Source organism: Ponticaulis koreensis DSM 19734 (genome assembly GCF_000420665.1).
Classification (GTDB): Bacteria; Pseudomonadota; Alphaproteobacteria; order Caulobacterales; family Hyphomonadaceae; genus Ponticaulis; species Ponticaulis koreensis.
In genome coordinates, this window is record NZ_ATVJ01000001.1 from 742,884 (window position 1) to 760,945 (window position 18,062).

The window sequence follows — 18,062 nt, forward strand, 5'->3', positions numbered from 1 at the left end:
ATGACTGATACCACATCGACATATTCCGGACCGGAGCTCGTATTCTCCGGCGTTCAGCCAACAGGTAATCTCCACCTCGGAAACTACCTTGGTGCATTGGTGAAGTTCGTCCGTCTGCAGGAAACACATAACTGCGTTTTCAGCGTGGTCGATCTTCATGCCATGACGATCCCGCAGGAACCGGGCGCACTGAAAGCCAACACACGTCAGATCGCAGCCGCTTTTCTTGCGGCAGGCGTTGACCCTGACAAAGCTGTTATTTTCGCTCAATCCGCCGTTCCGGCACATGTCGAGCTTTGCTGGTATTTCAACTGTGTCGCCCGTATGGGCTGGCTGGAACGCATGACGCAGTTCAAGGAAAAAGCCGGCAAGGACAAGGAACGCGCCAGTGTAGGCCTGTTCGACTATCCGGTTCTGCAAGCCGCTGACATTCTGGCCTATAAGGCAACCCACGTGCCTGTAGGCGAAGACCAGAAACAGCACCTTGAATTGTCACGCGACATCGCCGACCGGTTTAACCGCGAATACGACGTGCCGGATTTCTTCCCGCAGCCAGAACCCCTCATTCAAGGGCCGGGCGCGCGCATTATGAGCCTGAAAGACGGCACAAAGAAAATGTCGAAGTCCGATCCATCCGATCTATCACGCATCAACCTTACCGATGATGCAGACACGATGGCGCGCAAGATCAAGAAAGCAAAGACAGACCCTGAACCTCTGCCGGATACGGTTGATGGCCTGAAGGGTCGCCCTGAAGCAGAAAACCTGGTTGGCATTTATGCGGCGCTGGCAAATTGCACTTCAGAGGATGTGATCAACCAGTTTGGTGGTCAGGGGTTTGGTGCCTTTAAGCCTGCTCTGGCTGAAGTGGTGGTCGAAGGTCTCTCGCCGGTCACAAAATCCTTTAATGAGTGGCTGGCTGATCCGACTGCGATCGATGCCGTACTCGCGGCGGGCGCAGAAAAGGCGTCAGCGATTGCGCAACCGGTTATGGAAGAGGTCCGCGACATTATAGGCTTATGGAAAAAAGGCTGATTCACGTTATGAAGGCGGAAAGTCACCGCCTTCATAAAAGGATCTCCTCCCATGCTCCGCAAAGTATTCCTCGCGACAGCCATTCTTGGCCTTTCAGCATGCGGCAACTCAACACCGTCCGAAACCACGCAGGAAGCGACCGGCCCGGCATTCGTTGTAACTGACGCATTTGTCCGCGCACCTGCCGGAGGACGCAATGTCACCGGCGCTTACCTCACGGTGACATCAAACTCATCTGAGGACGCGGAGATTGTAGCGGCATCGGCAGACCGTGCGGGCACAGCGGAACTTCACACCCATCTAATGGATGAAGGCGTCATGCGCATGCGTCCGGTCGAAGCCGTCGCGCTGCCAGCTGGCGGAACGGCAGAATTTGCGCCGCTGCACGATCACATCATGCTGTTCGACGTAGAAGAGGGCCTCACTGAGGGCGACACCGTCACGCTCACACTGGAAATCCAGTATGGCGACTCGGTTGAATTCGTTTCAACTGAAGCTGAAGTACGCCTGCGCAACTAGCGCCCGCGCTCAACGTCGCAAGAATAGCAGCCTCCGGCCTTGCGCCCGCCGCGCGAGAAATTCATTCTGCACCTCAATGTCTCGAGACGGGCGAAAAAGGCTGGGAAGCAGCATGTTTGGATGGTTGCGCCATTGGAAACCGATAGGCGGCGGGATGATCATCATCGCGCTATTTGGCTCCTATCCGGCAACCATGGTGCTCTCTCACACATTGCCGGACCAGATAGCTTCCAATGGCCGCGCCGAAGTCTGGGCCGATCAACAGGTTGGTGCCGCCATCGAGCTCATCCAGACGGAGTTCGAGGTCAGGCACTGGTCCGACGCGCTTCCCGAATGGCATCCGCAAAATCAATTGATCGCGGTTCCGGCGTTTCAGGACGGGTTGAGAGAAACGCTGGCGCTGTTTGCAGATCTTCGCGCCAACACCTCACGGGCGGGCAGCACACGCAATGAAGATCTGTCAATCGCCGCCACGTTGATCCTGAATGCGACAGGCGAGGGCTCGGAAGACCAGCTATCTGCCGCCGTGCAGGCATTGCGCCGGTTTGATGGTCTTATCGCACGCTCGGTTCTCGACAATGACGCTACGGCAAACCTCATGCGAGCCGAGGCTGCCCTCTATGCGGACATTCTATCGGAAAGCGTTTCGGACCTTCGCCGTTCCATTCAATCTGATGACCATAAAATCTTCAATCGGGCGCGAACGGACCGCTATTACCGCAGTGTGGGCAAGATTTACGCCGTCGGGACGCTGCTGAATGCGGTGCAATCTCATGACATTGTCCAACCCGGTTTCCGCCATGCCCATGAAAAAGCCCGAGACGCGTTAACGCGCGCCTTTACGCCGCGTCCGCTCATTGTCTCAAATCCGGAACCTGGCGACTTTTCTCTGGGCGGAAATGATATGATCACGCTCGCCTATCTGATGGAAGATGCCATCTTCGCACTGCGCGAGCTGGAAGCGGTTCTGGAAGAAAATCACCTTGCCAGCGCAACAGATATCCGTGACAGGAGTTGATTTGGAGCCAATAGACCTCCATTTCATGGCTCGATAAGGAGTCTCAAATGTTCATTCAGACTGAAGCCACCCCGAATCCGGACACGCTGAAATTTCTACCGGGAAAAACCGTGCTGGAAGACGGCGTGCGTGACTTCGCAAATGCTGAGGAAGGTGAGGTCTCACCGCTCGCGACACGCCTGTTCGACGTTCAGGGCGTCGCGCGCGTCTTTCTTGGCGCAGATTTTGTGTCGGTCACCAAGACCGCCGAATCCGACTGGCGCCATGTGAAAACCATGACACTCGCCGCGATCATGGACCATTTCATGTCCGGCATGCCCGTAATCGATGAAGCAGCCGACCAGGCCGCCGTCAGCGAAGAGATCGTCTATGAAGGCGACACGGCAGAGATTGTGGAGGAAATCAAACAACTGATCGAAACACGTGTTCGCCCTGCTGTTGCTCAGGATGGCGGTGACATCGTGTTTGATCGTTTCGATCCGGACACCGGTGTTGTAACCCTTCACATGCGTGGCGCATGCGCCGGCTGCCCGTCATCTACAATGACCCTCAAACAGGGCATTGAGAATATGATGCGCCACTATGTTCCGGAAGTAACTGCCGTCGAGCAGACCCTCGGTTAAATAGGAAATCCTACATGTCGTCTCAACTCCCTGCGGAAAGTCTGGATCAGATCTTCCGCGACGCTCGCACACATAATGACTGGACCGACAAAGACGTCGAAGAAGCACTGATCCGTGGCACATACGATCTTATGAAGTTCGGCCCGACCAGTGCAAATTGCTGTCCGGCACGTTTTGTCTTCATCCGTTCCGAAGAAGCCAAGCAGCGCCTCGCTCCTTTCATGAGCGAAGGTAACCGCGAGAAAACGCTGAAAGCGCCATGGACCGTGATCATCGCGCACGATCTGAACTTCCCAGAGAAGATTCCAGAGCTTTTCCCGCACAATCCGGGCGCAAAGGACTGGTTCAAAGACCCGCAAAACCGCGCTGAAACGGCGTTCCGCAATGGCACGCTGCAAGGCGCCTACTTCATGCTCGCGGCTCGCTCTATGGGTCTTGATTGCGGACCAATGTCCGGCTTCGATCGCAGCGGCGTTGATAAAGAATTCTTCCAGTCCAATCCGGAAACGGAACAATGGACGGCGAACTTCATCTGTAGTCTTGGCTATGGCAATGAAGATGCACTCTTCCCGCGCTCTCCGCGTCTGGCGTTTGAAGACGCCTGTCAGATTCTCTGACCCTCAATGAGCCTTAGCCTCGGCATACATACGGCTGGTCCGTTCTGCGGCGTAGCACTTCTCGATGACGACACGCTTCTGGCGTTCCGCGAAGAAAAGATGCGCCGCGGCCATGATCAGTTTCTGCCGGGGCTGGTTCAATCGGTTCTTGATGAAACCGGAATTGTCATGGGCGCGATTGACCGGTTTTCGGTTTGCGTCGGCCCAGGCAGCTTTACCGGCATTCGCATCGGTGTTGCCTTTGCGCGCGGTCTCGCGCTCGCAAATGGAACACAGACCTTCGGCATTACGAGCCTTGAAGCCTTGGTGAGCAAACCTCCGGACCGGCCGGTTCTGGCGCTTATCCCCGCCAAACTAAGACCTCCGGATCAGACCTTCTGGGCCCAACGCCTCCAGGGAACAGAGCGTTCCGAACCGTTCGAACTGAGCGCAAACGATCTTACGGACTATGTCAGTTCAGATATTTCGGTTGTCTGCACACCGGATGCTGTCAACACCATTCGGAACTTTTTGCCGGACCCGTCTCTGGATGTACGCGAGATTACGGCTAAAGGTGTTCCGTGCTGGGCTAACTTTATCCGTCCTGATGACATCCGCGCACCAAGCCCGCTTTATGTAAGAGATCCGGATGCCATTCCCGCCAAGTCTCCGCTTCTCTGAACTTAAAACGCTATCTGCGGCAGAGCTATCGAAGCTCGCAAACCTGCAGACCGAGAGTCTGGACGAAGCATGGTCGAGCGAAACTCTGACCTCAATGATACAATCCCAGTCGGCATTCGGGCTCTGCGTGTTTGATGGCGAAAACTGCGTCGGTTTTGCGGTCTATCTGCCCTGCGTTGATGATTGCGAACTTCTATCTATTGCGACAGCGCTCGCTCTACGCGGCAAAGGGCTGGCAAAACATATGCTCGATGAAGGCGAAAAGACCGCGCGCGCAGCAGGCTTTGACCGAATTCTTCTTGAAGTCGCCGACGACAATCTGGCTGCGCACGCTCTATATGAGCAGCACGGCTTTTCAGAAGATGGCCGTCGCAAAGGCTATTATACCCGCGTGGATACACCGGCCCGAGACGCAATTCTCATGTCAAAGCCTATCAAATAGGTCAGGATACTGGACCTCGCGCACCAATATGGTCATAAGAGATTTACTATCAGGAAGGTGACTATGAGCAGGATCGAAAAACTCTGCCAGGAAAACGGGCTCAGACTTACAGAACAGCGCCGCGTTATTGCGCGCATTCTGTCAGAAGCTGATGACCACCCCGATGCGGAGGAACTTCACCGCCGCGCTGCCGGCGTGGACCGGAACATCTCGCTTGCCACTGTCTACCGTACTGTGAAGCTGTTTGAAGAAGCTGGCATAATTGAGCGCCATGACTTCCGCGACGGCCGTTCGCGCTTCGAAGAAGCCACTGATGATCACCATGACCATTTGATCGATGTACGCACCGGCGACGTGATCGAATTCGTCAATGAAGAGATTGAGCGGCTGCAAGTTGAGATCGCACGTAAACTGGGGTACAAGCTCGTCGACCACCGTCTGGAACTTTACGGAGTTCCGCTGGACGACTCCGAAAAATCCTGACTGAACGAGCGAAAATGAACGCGGCGACCAAACGCCTCTTTATCAAAACCTATGGCTGCCAGATGAACGTCTATGATTCCGAACGGATGAAAGACGTGCTTGCACCATTGGGCTATGTGACCACCGAAACAGCAGACGATGCCGATCTGGTGCTTCTGAACACGTGTCACATCCGTGAAAAGGCAACCGAAAAGGTTTTCTCCGAACTTGGCCAGCTAAAGCGCCTGAAGCAGAAGTCTGGCGGCAAAATGCTGCTAGGCGTGACAGGCTGCGTCGCTCAGGCTGAGGGCGAAGAGATTATGCGTCGCCAGCCTGCTGTCGATCTCGTGCTCGGCCCGCAAGCCTATCACAAGCTCCCAGAAATGATTGCGCGGGTTCACCGCGCAGCAAACGAGCGTCTTGAGACCGACTTTGACGTCGAAGAAAAGTTCGATGCGCTACCGCTGGATCGACAGGTCGACGGACCATCAGCGTTCCTCTCTGTTCAGGAAGGTTGCGATAAATTCTGTACATTCTGCGTTGTGCCATACACACGCGGCGCGGAATTTTCACGCAATGTCGACGCAATCGTCGCCGAGGCACGTGCGCTCGTGCACAAAGGTGTGCGCGAAATCAATCTGCTTGGCCAGAATGTCAACGCGTATCACGGCGATGCGCCTGTCCTCGAGGGCGGCGACAGCTGGACACTCGGAAAGCTCATCCGACATCTTGCCAAAATTGACGGGCTGGATCGTATCCGTTTCACCACGTCTCACCCGCGCGATATGGATGATGACCTGATCGAAGCGTTTGGCGACACAGAAAAGCTGATGCCTTACCTGCATCTTCCAATTCAGGCTGGCTCTGATGCCATTTTGAAAGCGATGAACCGCGGCCATACGGCTGAGCGCTATGTCGAGATCATTGATCGTCTGCGGGAAATCCGCCCTGATATGGCGATTACGTCCGACTTCATCGTGGGCTTCCCGGGTGAGCGAGACGAAGATTTCGAAGACACGATGAAACTGGTTGAGCGCATTGATTATGCGGCGGCCTATTCCTTCAAATATTCGCGCCGTCCGGGCACGCCAGCCGCTGACATGTTCAGCCAGGTGCCGGAAGAGGTGAAAGACGAACGTCTGCAGCGCCTTCAGGCTCTGCTTCGCGAGCAACAGACACGGTTCAACCAGTCCCAGATTGGTAAAACGCTTCCGGTTCTCGTCACAGGCAAAGCCCGCAATGAGGGTCAGATGGCAGGACGTACGCCTTATCTTCAGGCCACACACTTTGAATGTTCTGAAGACCTGACCGGCCAGATTGTGAATGTGACCATGGATGCAGCAACGCTGAACTCTGTTGGCGGACATCTGGCATCCAAAGTGGAGCCAGTCGCTTGAGCCTGCCTCCGCGCTCGCCCGCATCTCCGATAAGTCGGATTTTCGCGGTCTCAGACACAGAAACCCTGCAAACGCTTTGCGGACCACACCACCGTAATCTGGAACGGCTTGAACAGCGTCTGGAAGACTATCAGCTTCGCGCGGAAAGTCAGGGCGGTGGCGTAATGCTGTTTGGCCTCGCTGAAGGCGTCTCCATCGCTGAATTTGCGCTGGGCGCATACCTTCAGAAAGTTACATCCGGCACAGCACCGGGCGAGCTGGAATTTGATGGCGCGATCAATGGCGCGCTTTCCCGCCTGATGCAGTCGGCTGGCCCGATCAAAGGTCTGAAGGTAAAAGTGCAGGCGCAAACCGCCGGCCAGACAGCCTATCTCTCTGCCCTGCAGAATGAAGAGGCTGGTCTCGTGTTCGGCGTTGGCCCTGCTGGTACAGGTAAGACCTTCCTTGCCGTGGCTATTGGTGCAGCTGAACTGGCAACTGGTCGACGCGACCGCCTGATCGTCGCGCGCCCTGCTGTCGAAGCAGGTGAAAAGCTTGGCTTCCTTCCTGGTGATCTGGAAGACAAAGTCGACCCTTACATGCTGCCGATCTGGGATTCACTGCGTGAGCTTTTCGGGCAGGAACAACTCGACCGTCGCCGCCTTCGCGGTGAAATCGAAGTCGCACCACTCGCCTTCATGCGTGGTCGTACGCTCAAAAACGCGTTTGTCATTATCGACGAAGCGCAGAACGCGACCATTCCGCAGATGAAAATGGTGCTGACCCGCCTTGGCCGTAATTCACGCATGGTGGTAACAGGCGATCCATCTCAAGTCGACCTGCCAAGCAAGCAGCCATCCGGTCTTCGCCACGCGCTGAATATTCTCAAAGGCGTGGATGGCGTGCGTCAGATGTATCTGTCGCGCAGCGATGTCGTACGTCACGACCTCGTTTCACGCATTGTTGATGCCTATGATAAGGCCGAGAAACAGTCACCTCCGGACGAGCAGGCAAATGACCGCTGATCTTCCGGAGATCGATCTGCGCATCGACGCAGACAACTGGTTATCCGACGGCGATGAAGCCCGGCTTCTTTCACTTGCACAATTCGCTATGGCAGCCGCCGCAAAGCACACACGTGGCGGGCGCGTTGACCTTCTGCTGACCGATGACAACGCCATGCAGGTTCTAAACCGTGACTGGCGCCAAAAGGACAAACCGACTGATGTTTTGTCCTTCCCGTCTGACGATGACGCATTTGAAGGCGGATTTTTAGGTGACATCGCCCTTGGATACGGGGTGGTGCATGCCGATATGGACAAACTCGAACGCCCATTTGACGCGCATTACAGTCATCTTCTTATTCATGGATATCTCCACTTGCTGGGATTTGATCATGAAACCGAAGACGATGCTGCAGAAATGGAACCGCTCGAAACCAAAATTCTTGCAGAGCTGGGTTATCCTGACCCATACTGCCTGAACACCGAAACTTGAGGATATCGTCCAAGTGGACACGTCAGAACCATCGCCCAGTCAGGGTTTGATTTCTAAACTCGCTACGGCCCTGTCTCGAAACTCCGCGCCAGCGCATGAGGTTGCCACCTCATCCGAGACGACTTCTACGCCATCCCCTGCTGAAATCCGCCTGCGCCTCGCTGAATTCGAGCGTATGCGCATTGATGACGTTATGATCCCGCGCGCAGAGATTGTTGCCGTGGAAGAGCAGACGACTTTACCGGATCTCGTCCGCTTATTTGCTGACACCACGCACTCCCGTCTGCCGGTTTATCGCGAAACGCTGGATGACCCGATAGGTCTTGTTCACATCAAGGACCTTGTTTCTGTTCTGGCGGACCAGTCAGACGGTGAGGAAACAGATGCCTTGCGCCCGCTGACCGGTCTGCGCCGTGAAATTCTCTATGTTCCACCGAGCATGCGTCTTCGTGACCTGCTGGTGAAAATGCAGTCCACCCGCATTCACCTTGCTCTCGTTGTAGATGAATACGGTGGCACCGATGGTCTCGTGTCTCTTGAAGATCTCGTTGAACAGATTGTTGGCGAGATTGAAGACGAGCACGATGATGACGCGCCGCTGATCACAGCAAAAGGCCGCGGTATCTTCGAAGCAGATGCCCGCGCCGAAATCGACGACTTCCTGGAAGATTCCGGTTTCGATATGTCTCTGTCTGAATACGAAGACGAAATCGACACGCTGGGCGGTGTTGTGTTCGCGATCGCAGGCCGAGTGCCTCAGCGCGGTGAGATCATTCGCCACCCGAATGGGGTGGATTTGGAAATCATCGATGCAGACACGCGCAGAATTCGTCGTATCCGTGTGCGTTGCCCTGTTGATACCGCGCCCAAATCGGGCAATTCAATCGGTTACGATATCTAACGCCACGCGCCGGAGACCAGCTTTTGGACCGCTCTGAATCCTTTTCTGTTGGAACACTCCACGCGGCAATTGCAGGTCTCTCTCCCCTAAAAGCTTTCATGCTCTCGCTCGTCTGCGGGATTCTGACTGTTTTTGCGTTTGCGCCGTTTTATTTCTGGCCCGTTTTCATTCTGGTGATCAGCCTGCTGATCTGGCTGGTTGATGGCGCTCGTTCACGCGAGAAGTGGGGTAAGGCCGTCTTCATGCGCGGTTGGGCGTACGGCATCGGCTTTACGCTCGCCAGCATGCACTGGACCGCTCAGCCTTTTCTAGTGAACCCTGAGCAGCATCTGGCCTTTATCTGGATGCCGCTGATACTGCTTCCAGCTGGCTTGGGGCTTTTCTTCGGTCTTGGAACACTTTTGGCAGGTCGGTTCTGGAGCCGCACACCAGCGCGCGTCTTTGCGTTTGCGACAGCGCTTGCCTTCACTGAACTTCTTCGCGGAACTGTGTTTGGCGGTTTTCCGTGGAACTGGTCCGGCATGATCTGGGAGCCGGGCTCACCCGTCTCTCAAATGGCGTCATTGTTTGGTCTCTGGGGCCTGTCTGCCCTCACCTTCCTGCTGGCTGCCGCACCTGCTGCCATGGCCGACTATCGCCGAGAAGGAAGTGATTTTAATCGCATTCTCCCACTCATGGTCAGCGCGGTCATTTTCGCGTCCGGTTGGGCGTGGGGGACCGGACGGATTATGGCCATGCCACCCACCGAGGGCGCAGCCGTGCGAATCGTCGACGTCGAAGTCAGACAGGACGATAAATATCCGACCGACCCTGAAGGGCGACCAGTAGTCACACAACAACTTCGCGATCAGGCCGCAACAAATATTCTGCGCGCCTACCTCATCGGAACCGGCGACGACTTTCAGGATGAACCACGTCTGGTTGTATGGCCGGAAGCTGCCCTGCCACTTCCATTGCTTCAGGACCCGAATGCGCTGGATGCTGTTGCGCTGAGGCTCGGCGAAAGATCACTCATTGCAGGAACAGCCCGCGTCGATCGCTATGCCGAACCGCAACCGGAATGGTACAACAGCCTCGCCATCATAGACGCCCGAAGCCGGATGCGCGGTGCAAATGCTATCTACGACAAGAACCGTCTGGTACCATTCGGTGAACTTTCAGCAGCCGACATCATACCCTTCGGACATTCGATCAGCGGAATTCTACCCGGCGCACTTCAGCAAATGGCGACCGCCGGTTTCACACCCGGACCGGAAGGTAGCCCTCTGGAGCTGAATGACGGTCGCAGCTTCCTCCCTCTGATCTGTTACGAAGCCCTGTTTCCGGGACTGGTTCAACGGACATTGGGCGAGGCAGATTTTCTCGTGAATATATCGATCGACAGCTGGTTTGGTACGGGTATTGGCCCTGAGCAGCACTATTCTCAGGCACGCTACCGTGCAATCGAGACCGGGCGTCCACTCGTTCGTGCAGCAAACCTTGGGTATTCAGGGGTAGTTGACGTATACGGAAGGGAAGTGCAGTCGAATATTAGCGCTAACATGGTTGAAGACCTCCCAGTAAAGGTCATCGACACTATAGTTCCCGACTATACGATTAAAACCCTTTTCAATCAGTGGTCATCGTACTGGACTTGGTTAATGCTGGTTTTGATGAACATGGTCACGTTCTTTTATTACAGAATCAGCGCTTGACAGGGCATGTTAGGCGTAACAAAGAAGTGTGCATACAAAGTGTGATAAAGAAAAAAACAACCCCAATAACTGAGCGAAAATAAAAACATAATGAGCGAAAATAAGCTTCCAAATCTGATCGACAAACATGTCGGTCGTCGTATCCGGTGGCGTCGGCGCGAGCTGAAGCTGAGCCAGGAACGTCTTGGCGAGATGCTGGGACTCACATTTCAACAAGTCCAGAAGTACGAGAAGGGTGTAAACCGTATCTCCGCTGGTCGTCTATTTGACGTGTCTAAGGTTCTCGAAGTCACCATCAATTATTTTTATCAGGGCGTAGATGAAGTCGGTGACCTGGCTGCACTTGGCGTCGCCGAAGACGGTGACGAAGGGGATCTGGCTGGCATGATCGACGCAAACGCGATCGACCTTGTGACTGCATATCAGTCCATTCCTGATCCACGTCTTCGCAAATCCCTGCTCGACGCAGTTAAAGCAGCAGCTGAATCTTTCAGTCGTAATGCAACGTTCCGCGCCGAAGACGAGAACGAAAAATCCGATTAACCACGGGTAGACGTTCGGGCTATAAACAAATAAAGAACGCCCCGTGTTGCGGGGCGTTTTTTGTTATCTGCTGATGGAGACTTTGGGTGATCCGAAAATCTTACAATTTCACAAGTGAAAGTGTTTCTGAGGGACACCCGGACAAAGTCTGCGACCGGATCTCGGACTCTATTGTCGACTTGTTCATTGGTCGCTTTCCTGAAGCGCGCGTAGCGTGTGAAACGCTGACGACTACAAATCTGATCGTGCTGGCTGGCGAAATGCGCATGCCGGAAGATCTGATGCCATCTCTGGAAGAGATGGAGCACACGGCCCGTCAGGCAGTGAAAGATATCGGCTACCACCAGAAAGGCTTCCACTGGCGCACGGCCGAGCTGATCAACCGTCTGCACGGCCAGTCCAATGACATCGCGATGGGCGTTGACGAAGGCACTGACAAGGAAGAAGGCGCGGGCGACCAGGGCATTATGTTTGGTTATGCGACAAATGAGACGCCAGAGCTGATGCCTGCGCCGATCATCTATTCCCACCAGATCCTGAAGCGTATGGCAGAGCTCCGTAAATCAGGTGAGCAGCCTGAATTCGAGCCGGACGCAAAATCTCAGGTGACGCTGCGCTATGAAAATGGCCGCCCGGTCGGCGTCGAAAGCGTTGTTGTCTCCACACAGCACAAATACGGTTTCACGCCGGACGATATCCGCGAACTGGTTCGCCCGATCGTGACAGAAGTTCTGCCTGAGGGTTGGTTCCCACCGGAAGAAGAATTCTACGTGAACCCGACCGGTAACTTCGTCATTGGTGGTCCGGATGGTGACGCAGGCCTGACAGGCCGCAAAATCATCGTCGACACCTACGGCGGCGCAGCCCCACACGGCGGCGGTGCGTTCTCCGGTAAGGACCCGACCAAAGTTGACCGTTCAGCAGCTTACGCCTGCCGTTACCTCGCAAAGAACGTGGTCGCTGCCGGTCTTGCTGACCGTTGCACCATTCAGGTCTCTTACGCGATCGGCGTTGCAAAACCTCTGTCGGTTTATGTGAACTGCGATGGCACAGAGAAAGTCGATCCAGAAAAAATCGAAAACGCACTGCGTGATCTGATGGATTTGTCCCCTAAGGGTATCCGTACCCACCTGCAGCTCAACCGTCCGATCTATGCGCGCACGGCAGCTTACGGTCACTTCGGTCGCACGCCTGAAGCAGATGGCGGCTTCTCCTGGGAGAAAACCGACATTGCTGACCAGTTGAAGGGCCTCCTTTAGAGGTTAGACCCGACAGATGACACAGGACGACCGTCCTCTGCGAGAGATCAGAACATTCGGGCGCCGCGATGGGCGCCCGCTCTCAAAGAAGCAAAAGCATCTTTATCAGACGCTGTTTCCCGAGATTGAAGTTCCAAAAGAAGGCCCGCTCACCAGCGAAGGCCTTTTTGGTGACGCGCGCCCGCTCTGGCTGGAAATCGGCTTTGGCGGCGCCGAACATCTCATCCGCCGGGGCCGTCTGAACCCTGATGTCGGTCTCATTGGCGCCGAACCGTTTCACGACGGCGTCGCAAAAGCGCTCACCGGCATTGCCGACAATGATCTTAAAAACATCCGTCTGCATGACGATGACGTCCGCCTTGTCCTGCCAAATTTCGGTGAAGCGGCATTCGAGCGGTGCTTTATCCTGTTCCCAGACCCATGGCCGAAGCGTCGCCAACAAAAACGCCGTCTAATTCAGCCAACCTTTCTGGACGAACTTGCCTATGCTCTGAAGCCGGGCGCCCAGGTGCGGTTTGCCACCGACGTTATGAGCTATGCCGATGAAGCGCTCTGGCGTTTCCTTCAACATGGGGCATTCGAATGGCATGCCGAACGCGCTGATGACTGGCGTAACCAGCCGGAAGACCATGAACCAACACGCTATCAGCTGAAAAAGCTGGGCGATTGCGAACCGGTCTGGCTCGAGTTCACCCGCCGCGAAAATTAAGGCATAGCTGGACCTGAAAAGGTCGGGGGCTTAGCCGTGCTGGATAATCTTCGAAACATTCTGACAAGTTTTGCCGCTTTGTTATGTGGCTTTGCTGTTGGCGGCACATGGATCGGCGTCGTGGTCGTGCCCAATGAATCCTTCGACCATATGGATCACACGCGGGCGGACCGGAGTGTCCGCGAAACACTGGTTGCCGCTTCTACACCGATAGCCATCATGCTGCTGGCTGCATCCGTTCTTGCTGTGCTGGGCGGCGCTTTAGGTGCAGGCATTGTCGCTGCTGTCTCAGCATTTGGCTATTTCACCAACCGCTGGACGCTTGCGCCTCGCAAACCGCGATCAGCCCCGCCGGGAGCCCGCCAGCGCAAAAAGACACAGCGCGTCGTTGCCGTCGCGCTGTCTCTCATATTCGGATTGGGATCCATCGCGGCCGGTGTCATGGCCGCGCTACAAATCTGAACGTTACTGGGCGACCCAGCCGCCATCCATTTGCATCATTGTGCCATTGATCTGGTCTGCCGCTGGCGAGCAGAGGAAGTAGGCCATTTCGGCAACCTGCTCAGAGGTTACAAACTCTTTGGTCGGCTGCGCCGCGAGAAGCACATTCTCTTTGACCTCCTGCTCGGAAATACCGCGCGCTTTGGCCGTGTCTGCGATCTGGTTCTCTACCAGCGGCGTGTAGACATAACCCGGGCAGATTGCGTTACAGCGAACGCCTTTCGTTGCGCCCTCAAGCGCGATCACCTTCGTGAGACCCGCAATGCCATGTTTCGCCGCGACATAGGCAGACTTGAAAGGCGACGCGACGAGCGCGTGTGCCGAAGCCGTGTTAATGATGCGGCCCCAGCCTTTTTCTTTCATGTAAGGCAGGGTCAGGCGGGTCGTGTGAAAGCTGGATGTCAGGTTCAGACCGATGATCAGATCCCATTTTTCGACCGGAAACTCCTCGATCGGCGCGACGTGCTGAACGCCCGCATTGTTTACCAGAATATCGACACCGCCAAACGCCTCATTGGCTTCGGAGATCATCGCTTCAATCTGGTCAAGTTTGGTCAGGTCCGCACCCGAATACAAAGCCTTAATGCCGTACTCGTTTTCTAGTGATTGGCGAAAGTCTTCGATCTCTTTCGCGTCTCCGAACCCGTTGACTACGACATTTGCTCCGGCTTGTGCGAATCTGGTCGCAATTGCCTGGCCAATTCCGCTCGTCGAGCCTGTAATCAGAGCGGTTTTTGCTTGAAGCATGGCGCAATCTCCTAAATTGTTGCTACAACCAATCTGAACGTGACAGTCCACCGGTTGGTTCACGTGTATCTTCTAAGGGGAGTCAAATGGACGCGGCAATCCAGTCCTTCGCTCACGGTTTTGATAACTTTCTGATCAGCACGCTCACTGCGGGCGCAATGTTACTCGTGAGCTGCGTAATTTATGTTCTGCTTACCCCGATGAAAGAGCTCGAACTTCTGCGTAATGGCAATGCGTCAGCTGGTCTCGGCCTTGCTGGTGTAATCATCGGTCTGGCTATCCCAATTGCCTCCGCTCTCGCAACAAGTGTTTCGCTTTTTGACCTGTTAATCTGGGGTGTCGTCGCACTTTTGATTCAACTTCTGGCGTTCCGCTTTGTTGACCTGATCCTGAAAGACCTCCCGCAGCGAATCCAGAATGATGAAGCCGGTGCGGCGATCCTTCTGATTGCCGTCAAAATCTCCTCAGCCATGATCATTGGCGCAGCGCTCTGGGTGCCTGCTCCAACACCGCTTGGATAAGGTCATTTCTGGTGAAGCTGCCTGACTGGTTCATATATACAGTAGCCCTGGCCGCCGTGCTCTACACGCTCTTCGCTAACTCGGAGAGCAATGACGCACCGCCAGCGGTGCCTGAAGACATCCAGCTTCCTGATGTCACGCTCCCACTGCCCTCCATTTTCGATGAAGAAGTGCTGGTCGAGCTGGAAGAAACCGACAGTCCGAGCATTGGCACGGCCTTTTCCGTAGGCCGCGCGGGCATGTGGCTGACGGCGCGCCATGTTGTTGATGGCTGTTCGGATCTCGCCGTGCAGGTCGGCAGTAGCCGTATTGTACCGGTCACCCGGTATGAAACCGCTGCAAGCGCCGACCTCGCCCTCCTCTACACGGAAGGCGGACCGGAACCGACTGTACTCGATCTTGAAGAGGAACTCCGTGTTGGCCAGCAAGGCTATCATATTGGCTATCCGCAGGGGCGTGCCGGTGAAGTCAGCTCCCGCCTTCTCTCAAGATCGGTTCTGCGCACGACAGGCCGCTATCAGTCATCTGAACCTGTTATCGCCTGGGCTGAATCAGGGCGCACCAGAAACCTGATCGGTACACTGGGCGGAATGAGCGGCGGCCCGCTCTTCAATGAAAATGGCGAGGTGATTGGCGTCACAGTGGCCGAGAGCCCGCGCCGTGGCCGGATTTACACCGCCGCGCCGACCTCTTTGCAGGCTTTCCTGAACACCCAGGCAGATTTAATGCTGGACGGGGAGCAGACACGCAGCCTCAGCCCCGATAACTATGGCGGCGAAGGCGACCGTCTGCGTCGCAATCTGACCATTGTTAAAGTCCTTTGCAGAGCCAGAGATTGATATGACCCGACCATTTGCTGACAGGCTGATTGAGAAAACTCGTGAGTTTGGCCCTCTCTGTGTCGGCATTGATCCTCACCCGCATATGTTTCCGAAACTATTCGGCAATCCGAGCGCAGGCAGTATCGCCGTCTGGGCGGACGGCATTATCGAAGCGGCCGCTGGCAAAGTGGCCTGCATCAAACCGCAAGCGGCCTTCTTTGAAATCTGGGGCAGCCCGGGCGTGGCCGCGATGGAGCATATCTGTAAGACAGCGCGCAATGCGGGCCTTCTTGTGATCATGGATGCCAAACGCGGAGATATCGGCTCGACCGCGCAGGGCTATGCCACTGCCTATCTGGGTGAGAATGCGTCATGTGCGTGCGATGCACTTACCGTGAACCCGTATATGGGCCTTGAGACGCTCGACCCGTTCGTCAATACGGCTGCAGAAAACGGCCGAGGCATTGCCGTGCTCACGCGTACATCCAATCCAGGCGCCGCAGACATTCAGGAAAAGTTCGTTGATGGCGAACCGGTCTTCATGCGTATGGCCAAAGCCTTCCATGAAAAGGGCCAGAAGCTGAAGGGCAACTCGACAGACTGGTCAGGCATGATGCTGGTGGCCGGCGCAACCGCTCCGGAAGAAGCGCGGCAAATCCGTGACGCTGCGCCTGACAATCTGTTACTCGTTCCGGGCTATGGCGCACAGGGCGCTGGCGCTGCCGAAGCCGTCGCAGGTTTTGTGCCTGTAAACGGCACGCTTGAAGGCGGCGTTGTGAACGCCTCGCGCTCAGTTACCTTCCCCGAGGCGGCCCAAAAGGCCGGTACCGTCGAGGAATGGCAGCACGCGATTTCCGAAGCGATTAAATTTGCGCAAGATGATCTGTTAAAAGCTACCCAGAATTGCTAAACAGTTTCCTTTCCTGATTGGGGGAGGGAAACTCACATGCATATTCTTCTTGCCGTGCTTGGCGGACTTAGCGCGCTCGGTGTTCTGCTCTGGCGGATTCAGTCGGGCATGCATGCAGCCCGTGAAATCAAGGACTTTGCAGAAGGTGCGATCAACCTTCCCCGAAAGCTCGCCTTTCGCAGAAAATCCGGCAAATCAGGCTCCCGTCTCGTTGAGGACCCGCGCGAAGCCGCGACGATCCTGATGCTGGAAGTTGCGCGCGCCGGCGGAGACGTGACGCGCACTCAGAAAGACGTGATTGAGCGCCTTGTGTCAGATAATTTCGGCTTTTCTGCCAGTGACGCAGAGGAAGTTATCGTTCAGGCGGCGTGGGTCAGCGAAAAAGAAGCCCGGACCGATGCCCTGCTGCGCCGTATGGCACGGGTTGTGTCTAACACAGTGTCCCGCCAGGAACTTATTGAGCTGAAGGATATGATGGCTGAGGTGAGCGCAGCGGACGGTGGACCGAGCCAGAACCAGCTCGATACCATCACGGAATATCAAACTCTCGTTGGACTGACCCGCTAGGCCTTAATGTCTGCTTTTCCTTTCGAAGCGCCTGTCCTACATTGGAAGGATTAGAGGCCGGATCGAAGCTGGATATGATGAAGCACACAGTCACTTCATATTTGAAGTATTCTGCATCACAAGACTGGTGCGACGTCTGATGCAGGTCTGGTTCGCCATTATCGCCATCGTTGCGTTTGCCTTCCTCATCGCCCGCGCTATGCGCGAAAAGGCTGAGAAACAACGCATTGAATCCTCTCATGAGAGCGAAGTGACCCATCACATTACAGAGCCCCTAATGGGCATTCTCGGCTTTATGATGGCAATAATCTGGGCCGATGGCGAACCTGATAACACGCAGATTGATGCGACATTCGCCATGCTGAAAAGCCGGTTCCGCCTTGATGATGACGAAGCGCCACAAGCCATGGGCGCAGCATCCGGCTTGCTACATTCGGCCAAAGATAAAGATGCCCTGCTCCGTGATCTGGGCCGCCTGATCCGTCGGAACTATTCTGACCGTGAAATTATCGATTTTGACGAAGTGCTGGTTGAGCTGACCGAGGTGAAAAGCGAACCAACGCGTGCCCAGTTGCGCATTCTACAGGTGTTCCGCACTCAGACAGGTGTGACCGTTTAGTCGGGCCTTCCCTAAAGTGAC

Annotated in this window: 23 protein-coding genes; 22 read left to right on the forward strand and 1 reads right to left on the reverse strand. The window is 55.4% G+C overall.

From position 1 onward, the window contains the following. The 17 genes from trpS to G523_RS17905 all read left to right on the forward strand — a co-directional run bounded on the left by trpS (position 1) and on the right by G523_RS17905 (position 13,817). Positions 1 to 1,035 carry a tryptophan--tRNA ligase gene (trpS, locus tag G523_RS0103965; protein ID WP_022693733.1) on the forward strand — a complete coding sequence of 345 codons (1,035 nt, stop codon included), beginning with the start codon at positions 1 to 3 and terminating at the stop codon, positions 1,033 to 1,035. Between the two features lie 51 nt (positions 1,036 to 1,086). Then, entirely contained in the window at positions 1,087 to 1,554 is a 468-nt protein-coding gene (locus G523_RS17870; RefSeq protein WP_022693734.1) for a copper chaperone PCu(A)C, read from the forward strand. A gap of 112 nt (positions 1,555 to 1,666) precedes the next feature. Continuing rightward, positions 1,667 to 2,572, forward strand: a complete 906-nt coding sequence (locus tag G523_RS0103975) for a hypothetical protein (RefSeq protein WP_022693735.1) — start codon at positions 1,667 to 1,669, stop codon at positions 2,570 to 2,572. Between the two features lie 47 nt (positions 2,573 to 2,619). Then, the gene (locus G523_RS0103980) at positions 2,620 to 3,195 is read left to right on the forward strand and encodes a NifU family protein (RefSeq protein ID WP_022693736.1); all 576 of its coding nucleotides are present in this window, start codon (positions 2,620 to 2,622) and stop codon (positions 3,193 to 3,195) included. Between the two features lie 14 nt (positions 3,196 to 3,209). Then, on the forward strand, positions 3,210 to 3,812 hold the full coding sequence (locus G523_RS0103985) for a malonic semialdehyde reductase (RefSeq protein ID WP_022693737.1): 603 nt from the start codon (positions 3,210 to 3,212) through the stop codon (positions 3,810 to 3,812). A gap of 6 nt (positions 3,813 to 3,818) precedes the next feature. Further along, positions 3,819 to 4,472: a tRNA (adenosine(37)-N6)-threonylcarbamoyltransferase complex dimerization subunit type 1 TsaB gene (gene tsaB, locus G523_RS20095; RefSeq protein WP_022693738.1), complete on the forward strand. Its 654-nt coding sequence runs from the start codon at positions 3,819 to 3,821 to the stop codon at positions 4,470 to 4,472. Beyond that, positions 4,441 to 4,914: a GNAT family N-acetyltransferase gene (locus G523_RS20100; protein WP_022693739.1), complete on the forward strand. Its 474-nt coding sequence runs from the start codon at positions 4,441 to 4,443 to the stop codon at positions 4,912 to 4,914. Before tsaB ends, G523_RS20100 begins: the two co-directional genes overlap by 32 nt. A 63-nt stretch (positions 4,915 to 4,977) precedes the next feature. Next, entirely contained in the window at positions 4,978 to 5,397 is a 420-nt protein-coding gene (locus G523_RS0104000) for a Fur family transcriptional regulator (RefSeq protein WP_022693740.1), read from the forward strand. 14 nt (positions 5,398 to 5,411) lie between these two features. Then, complete coding sequence (gene miaB / locus G523_RS0104005; protein WP_022693741.1) at positions 5,412 to 6,773, forward strand: tRNA (N6-isopentenyl adenosine(37)-C2)-methylthiotransferase MiaB; 1,362 nt, start codon at positions 5,412 to 5,414, stop codon at positions 6,771 to 6,773. Positions 6,774 to 6,775: 2 nt separating this feature from the next. Next, positions 6,776 to 7,777, forward strand: a complete 1,002-nt coding sequence (locus tag G523_RS17885; protein ID WP_407674747.1) for a PhoH family protein — start codon at positions 6,776 to 6,778, stop codon at positions 7,775 to 7,777. Next, entirely contained in the window at positions 7,767 to 8,249 is a 483-nt protein-coding gene (gene ybeY, locus G523_RS0104015) for an rRNA maturation RNase YbeY (RefSeq protein WP_022693743.1), read from the forward strand. The genes G523_RS17885 and ybeY overlap by 11 nt, the downstream gene beginning before the upstream one ends. A gap of 13 nt (positions 8,250 to 8,262) precedes the next feature. Next, complete coding sequence (locus tag G523_RS17890; RefSeq protein ID WP_022693744.1) at positions 8,263 to 9,150, forward strand: hemolysin family protein; 888 nt, start codon at positions 8,263 to 8,265, stop codon at positions 9,148 to 9,150. A 23-nt stretch (positions 9,151 to 9,173) separates the two neighbouring features. Next, positions 9,174 to 10,844 carry an apolipoprotein N-acyltransferase gene (gene lnt / locus G523_RS17895; protein ID WP_022693745.1) on the forward strand — a complete coding sequence of 557 codons (1,671 nt, stop codon included), beginning with the start codon at positions 9,174 to 9,176 and terminating at the stop codon, positions 10,842 to 10,844. 90 nt (positions 10,845 to 10,934) lie between these two features. After that, positions 10,935 to 11,387 carry a helix-turn-helix domain-containing protein gene (locus G523_RS17900; protein WP_022693746.1) on the forward strand — a complete coding sequence of 151 codons (453 nt, stop codon included), beginning with the start codon at positions 10,935 to 10,937 and terminating at the stop codon, positions 11,385 to 11,387. Between the two features lie 86 nt (positions 11,388 to 11,473). After that, a complete protein-coding gene (gene metK, locus G523_RS0104035) occupies positions 11,474 to 12,646 on the forward strand; it encodes a methionine adenosyltransferase (RefSeq protein WP_022693747.1) in 1,173 nt (390 codons plus the stop codon). 16 nt (positions 12,647 to 12,662) lie between these two features. After that, positions 12,663 to 13,355 carry a tRNA (guanosine(46)-N7)-methyltransferase TrmB gene (gene trmB, locus G523_RS0104040; protein ID WP_022693748.1) on the forward strand — a complete coding sequence of 231 codons (693 nt, stop codon included), beginning with the start codon at positions 12,663 to 12,665 and terminating at the stop codon, positions 13,353 to 13,355. A gap of 36 nt (positions 13,356 to 13,391) precedes the next feature. After that, positions 13,392 to 13,817 (forward strand): hypothetical protein, encoded by a 426-nt coding sequence (locus G523_RS17905; RefSeq protein ID WP_022693749.1) that lies wholly within the window; start codon positions 13,392 to 13,394, stop codon positions 13,815 to 13,817. 3 nt (positions 13,818 to 13,820) lie between these two features. Here G523_RS17905 and G523_RS0104050 read toward each other — a convergent pair whose 3' ends face one another. Next, positions 13,821 to 14,603: a 3-hydroxybutyrate dehydrogenase gene (locus G523_RS0104050; RefSeq protein ID WP_022693750.1), complete on the reverse strand. Its 783-nt coding sequence runs from the start codon at positions 14,601 to 14,603 to the stop codon at positions 13,821 to 13,823. Between the two features lie 86 nt (positions 14,604 to 14,689). Between G523_RS0104050 and G523_RS0104055 the strand changes: the two genes are divergently transcribed. The 5 genes from G523_RS0104055 (at position 14,690) to G523_RS0104075 (ending at position 18,041) form a co-directional block, all read left to right on the forward strand. Next, on the forward strand, positions 14,690 to 15,124 hold the full coding sequence (locus G523_RS0104055; RefSeq protein WP_022693751.1) for a DUF350 domain-containing protein: 435 nt from the start codon (positions 14,690 to 14,692) through the stop codon (positions 15,122 to 15,124). Positions 15,125 to 15,135: 11 nt separating this feature from the next. Continuing rightward, positions 15,136 to 15,963 carry a S1 family peptidase gene (locus G523_RS0104060; RefSeq protein WP_022693752.1) on the forward strand — a complete coding sequence of 276 codons (828 nt, stop codon included), beginning with the start codon at positions 15,136 to 15,138 and terminating at the stop codon, positions 15,961 to 15,963. A gap of 1 nt (position 15,964) precedes the next feature. Continuing rightward, positions 15,965 to 16,855, forward strand: a complete 891-nt coding sequence (pyrF, locus tag G523_RS0104065) for an orotidine-5'-phosphate decarboxylase (protein ID WP_022693753.1) — start codon at positions 15,965 to 15,967, stop codon at positions 16,853 to 16,855. A gap of 36 nt (positions 16,856 to 16,891) precedes the next feature. Next, the gene (locus G523_RS0104070; RefSeq protein WP_022693754.1) at positions 16,892 to 17,422 is read left to right on the forward strand and encodes a TerB family tellurite resistance protein; all 531 of its coding nucleotides are present in this window, start codon (positions 16,892 to 16,894) and stop codon (positions 17,420 to 17,422) included. Positions 17,423 to 17,561: 139 nt separating this feature from the next. Then, a complete protein-coding gene (locus tag G523_RS0104075) occupies positions 17,562 to 18,041 on the forward strand; it encodes a hypothetical protein (protein ID WP_022693755.1) in 480 nt (159 codons plus the stop codon). Positions 18,042 to 18,062: the final 21 nt, after the last annotated feature.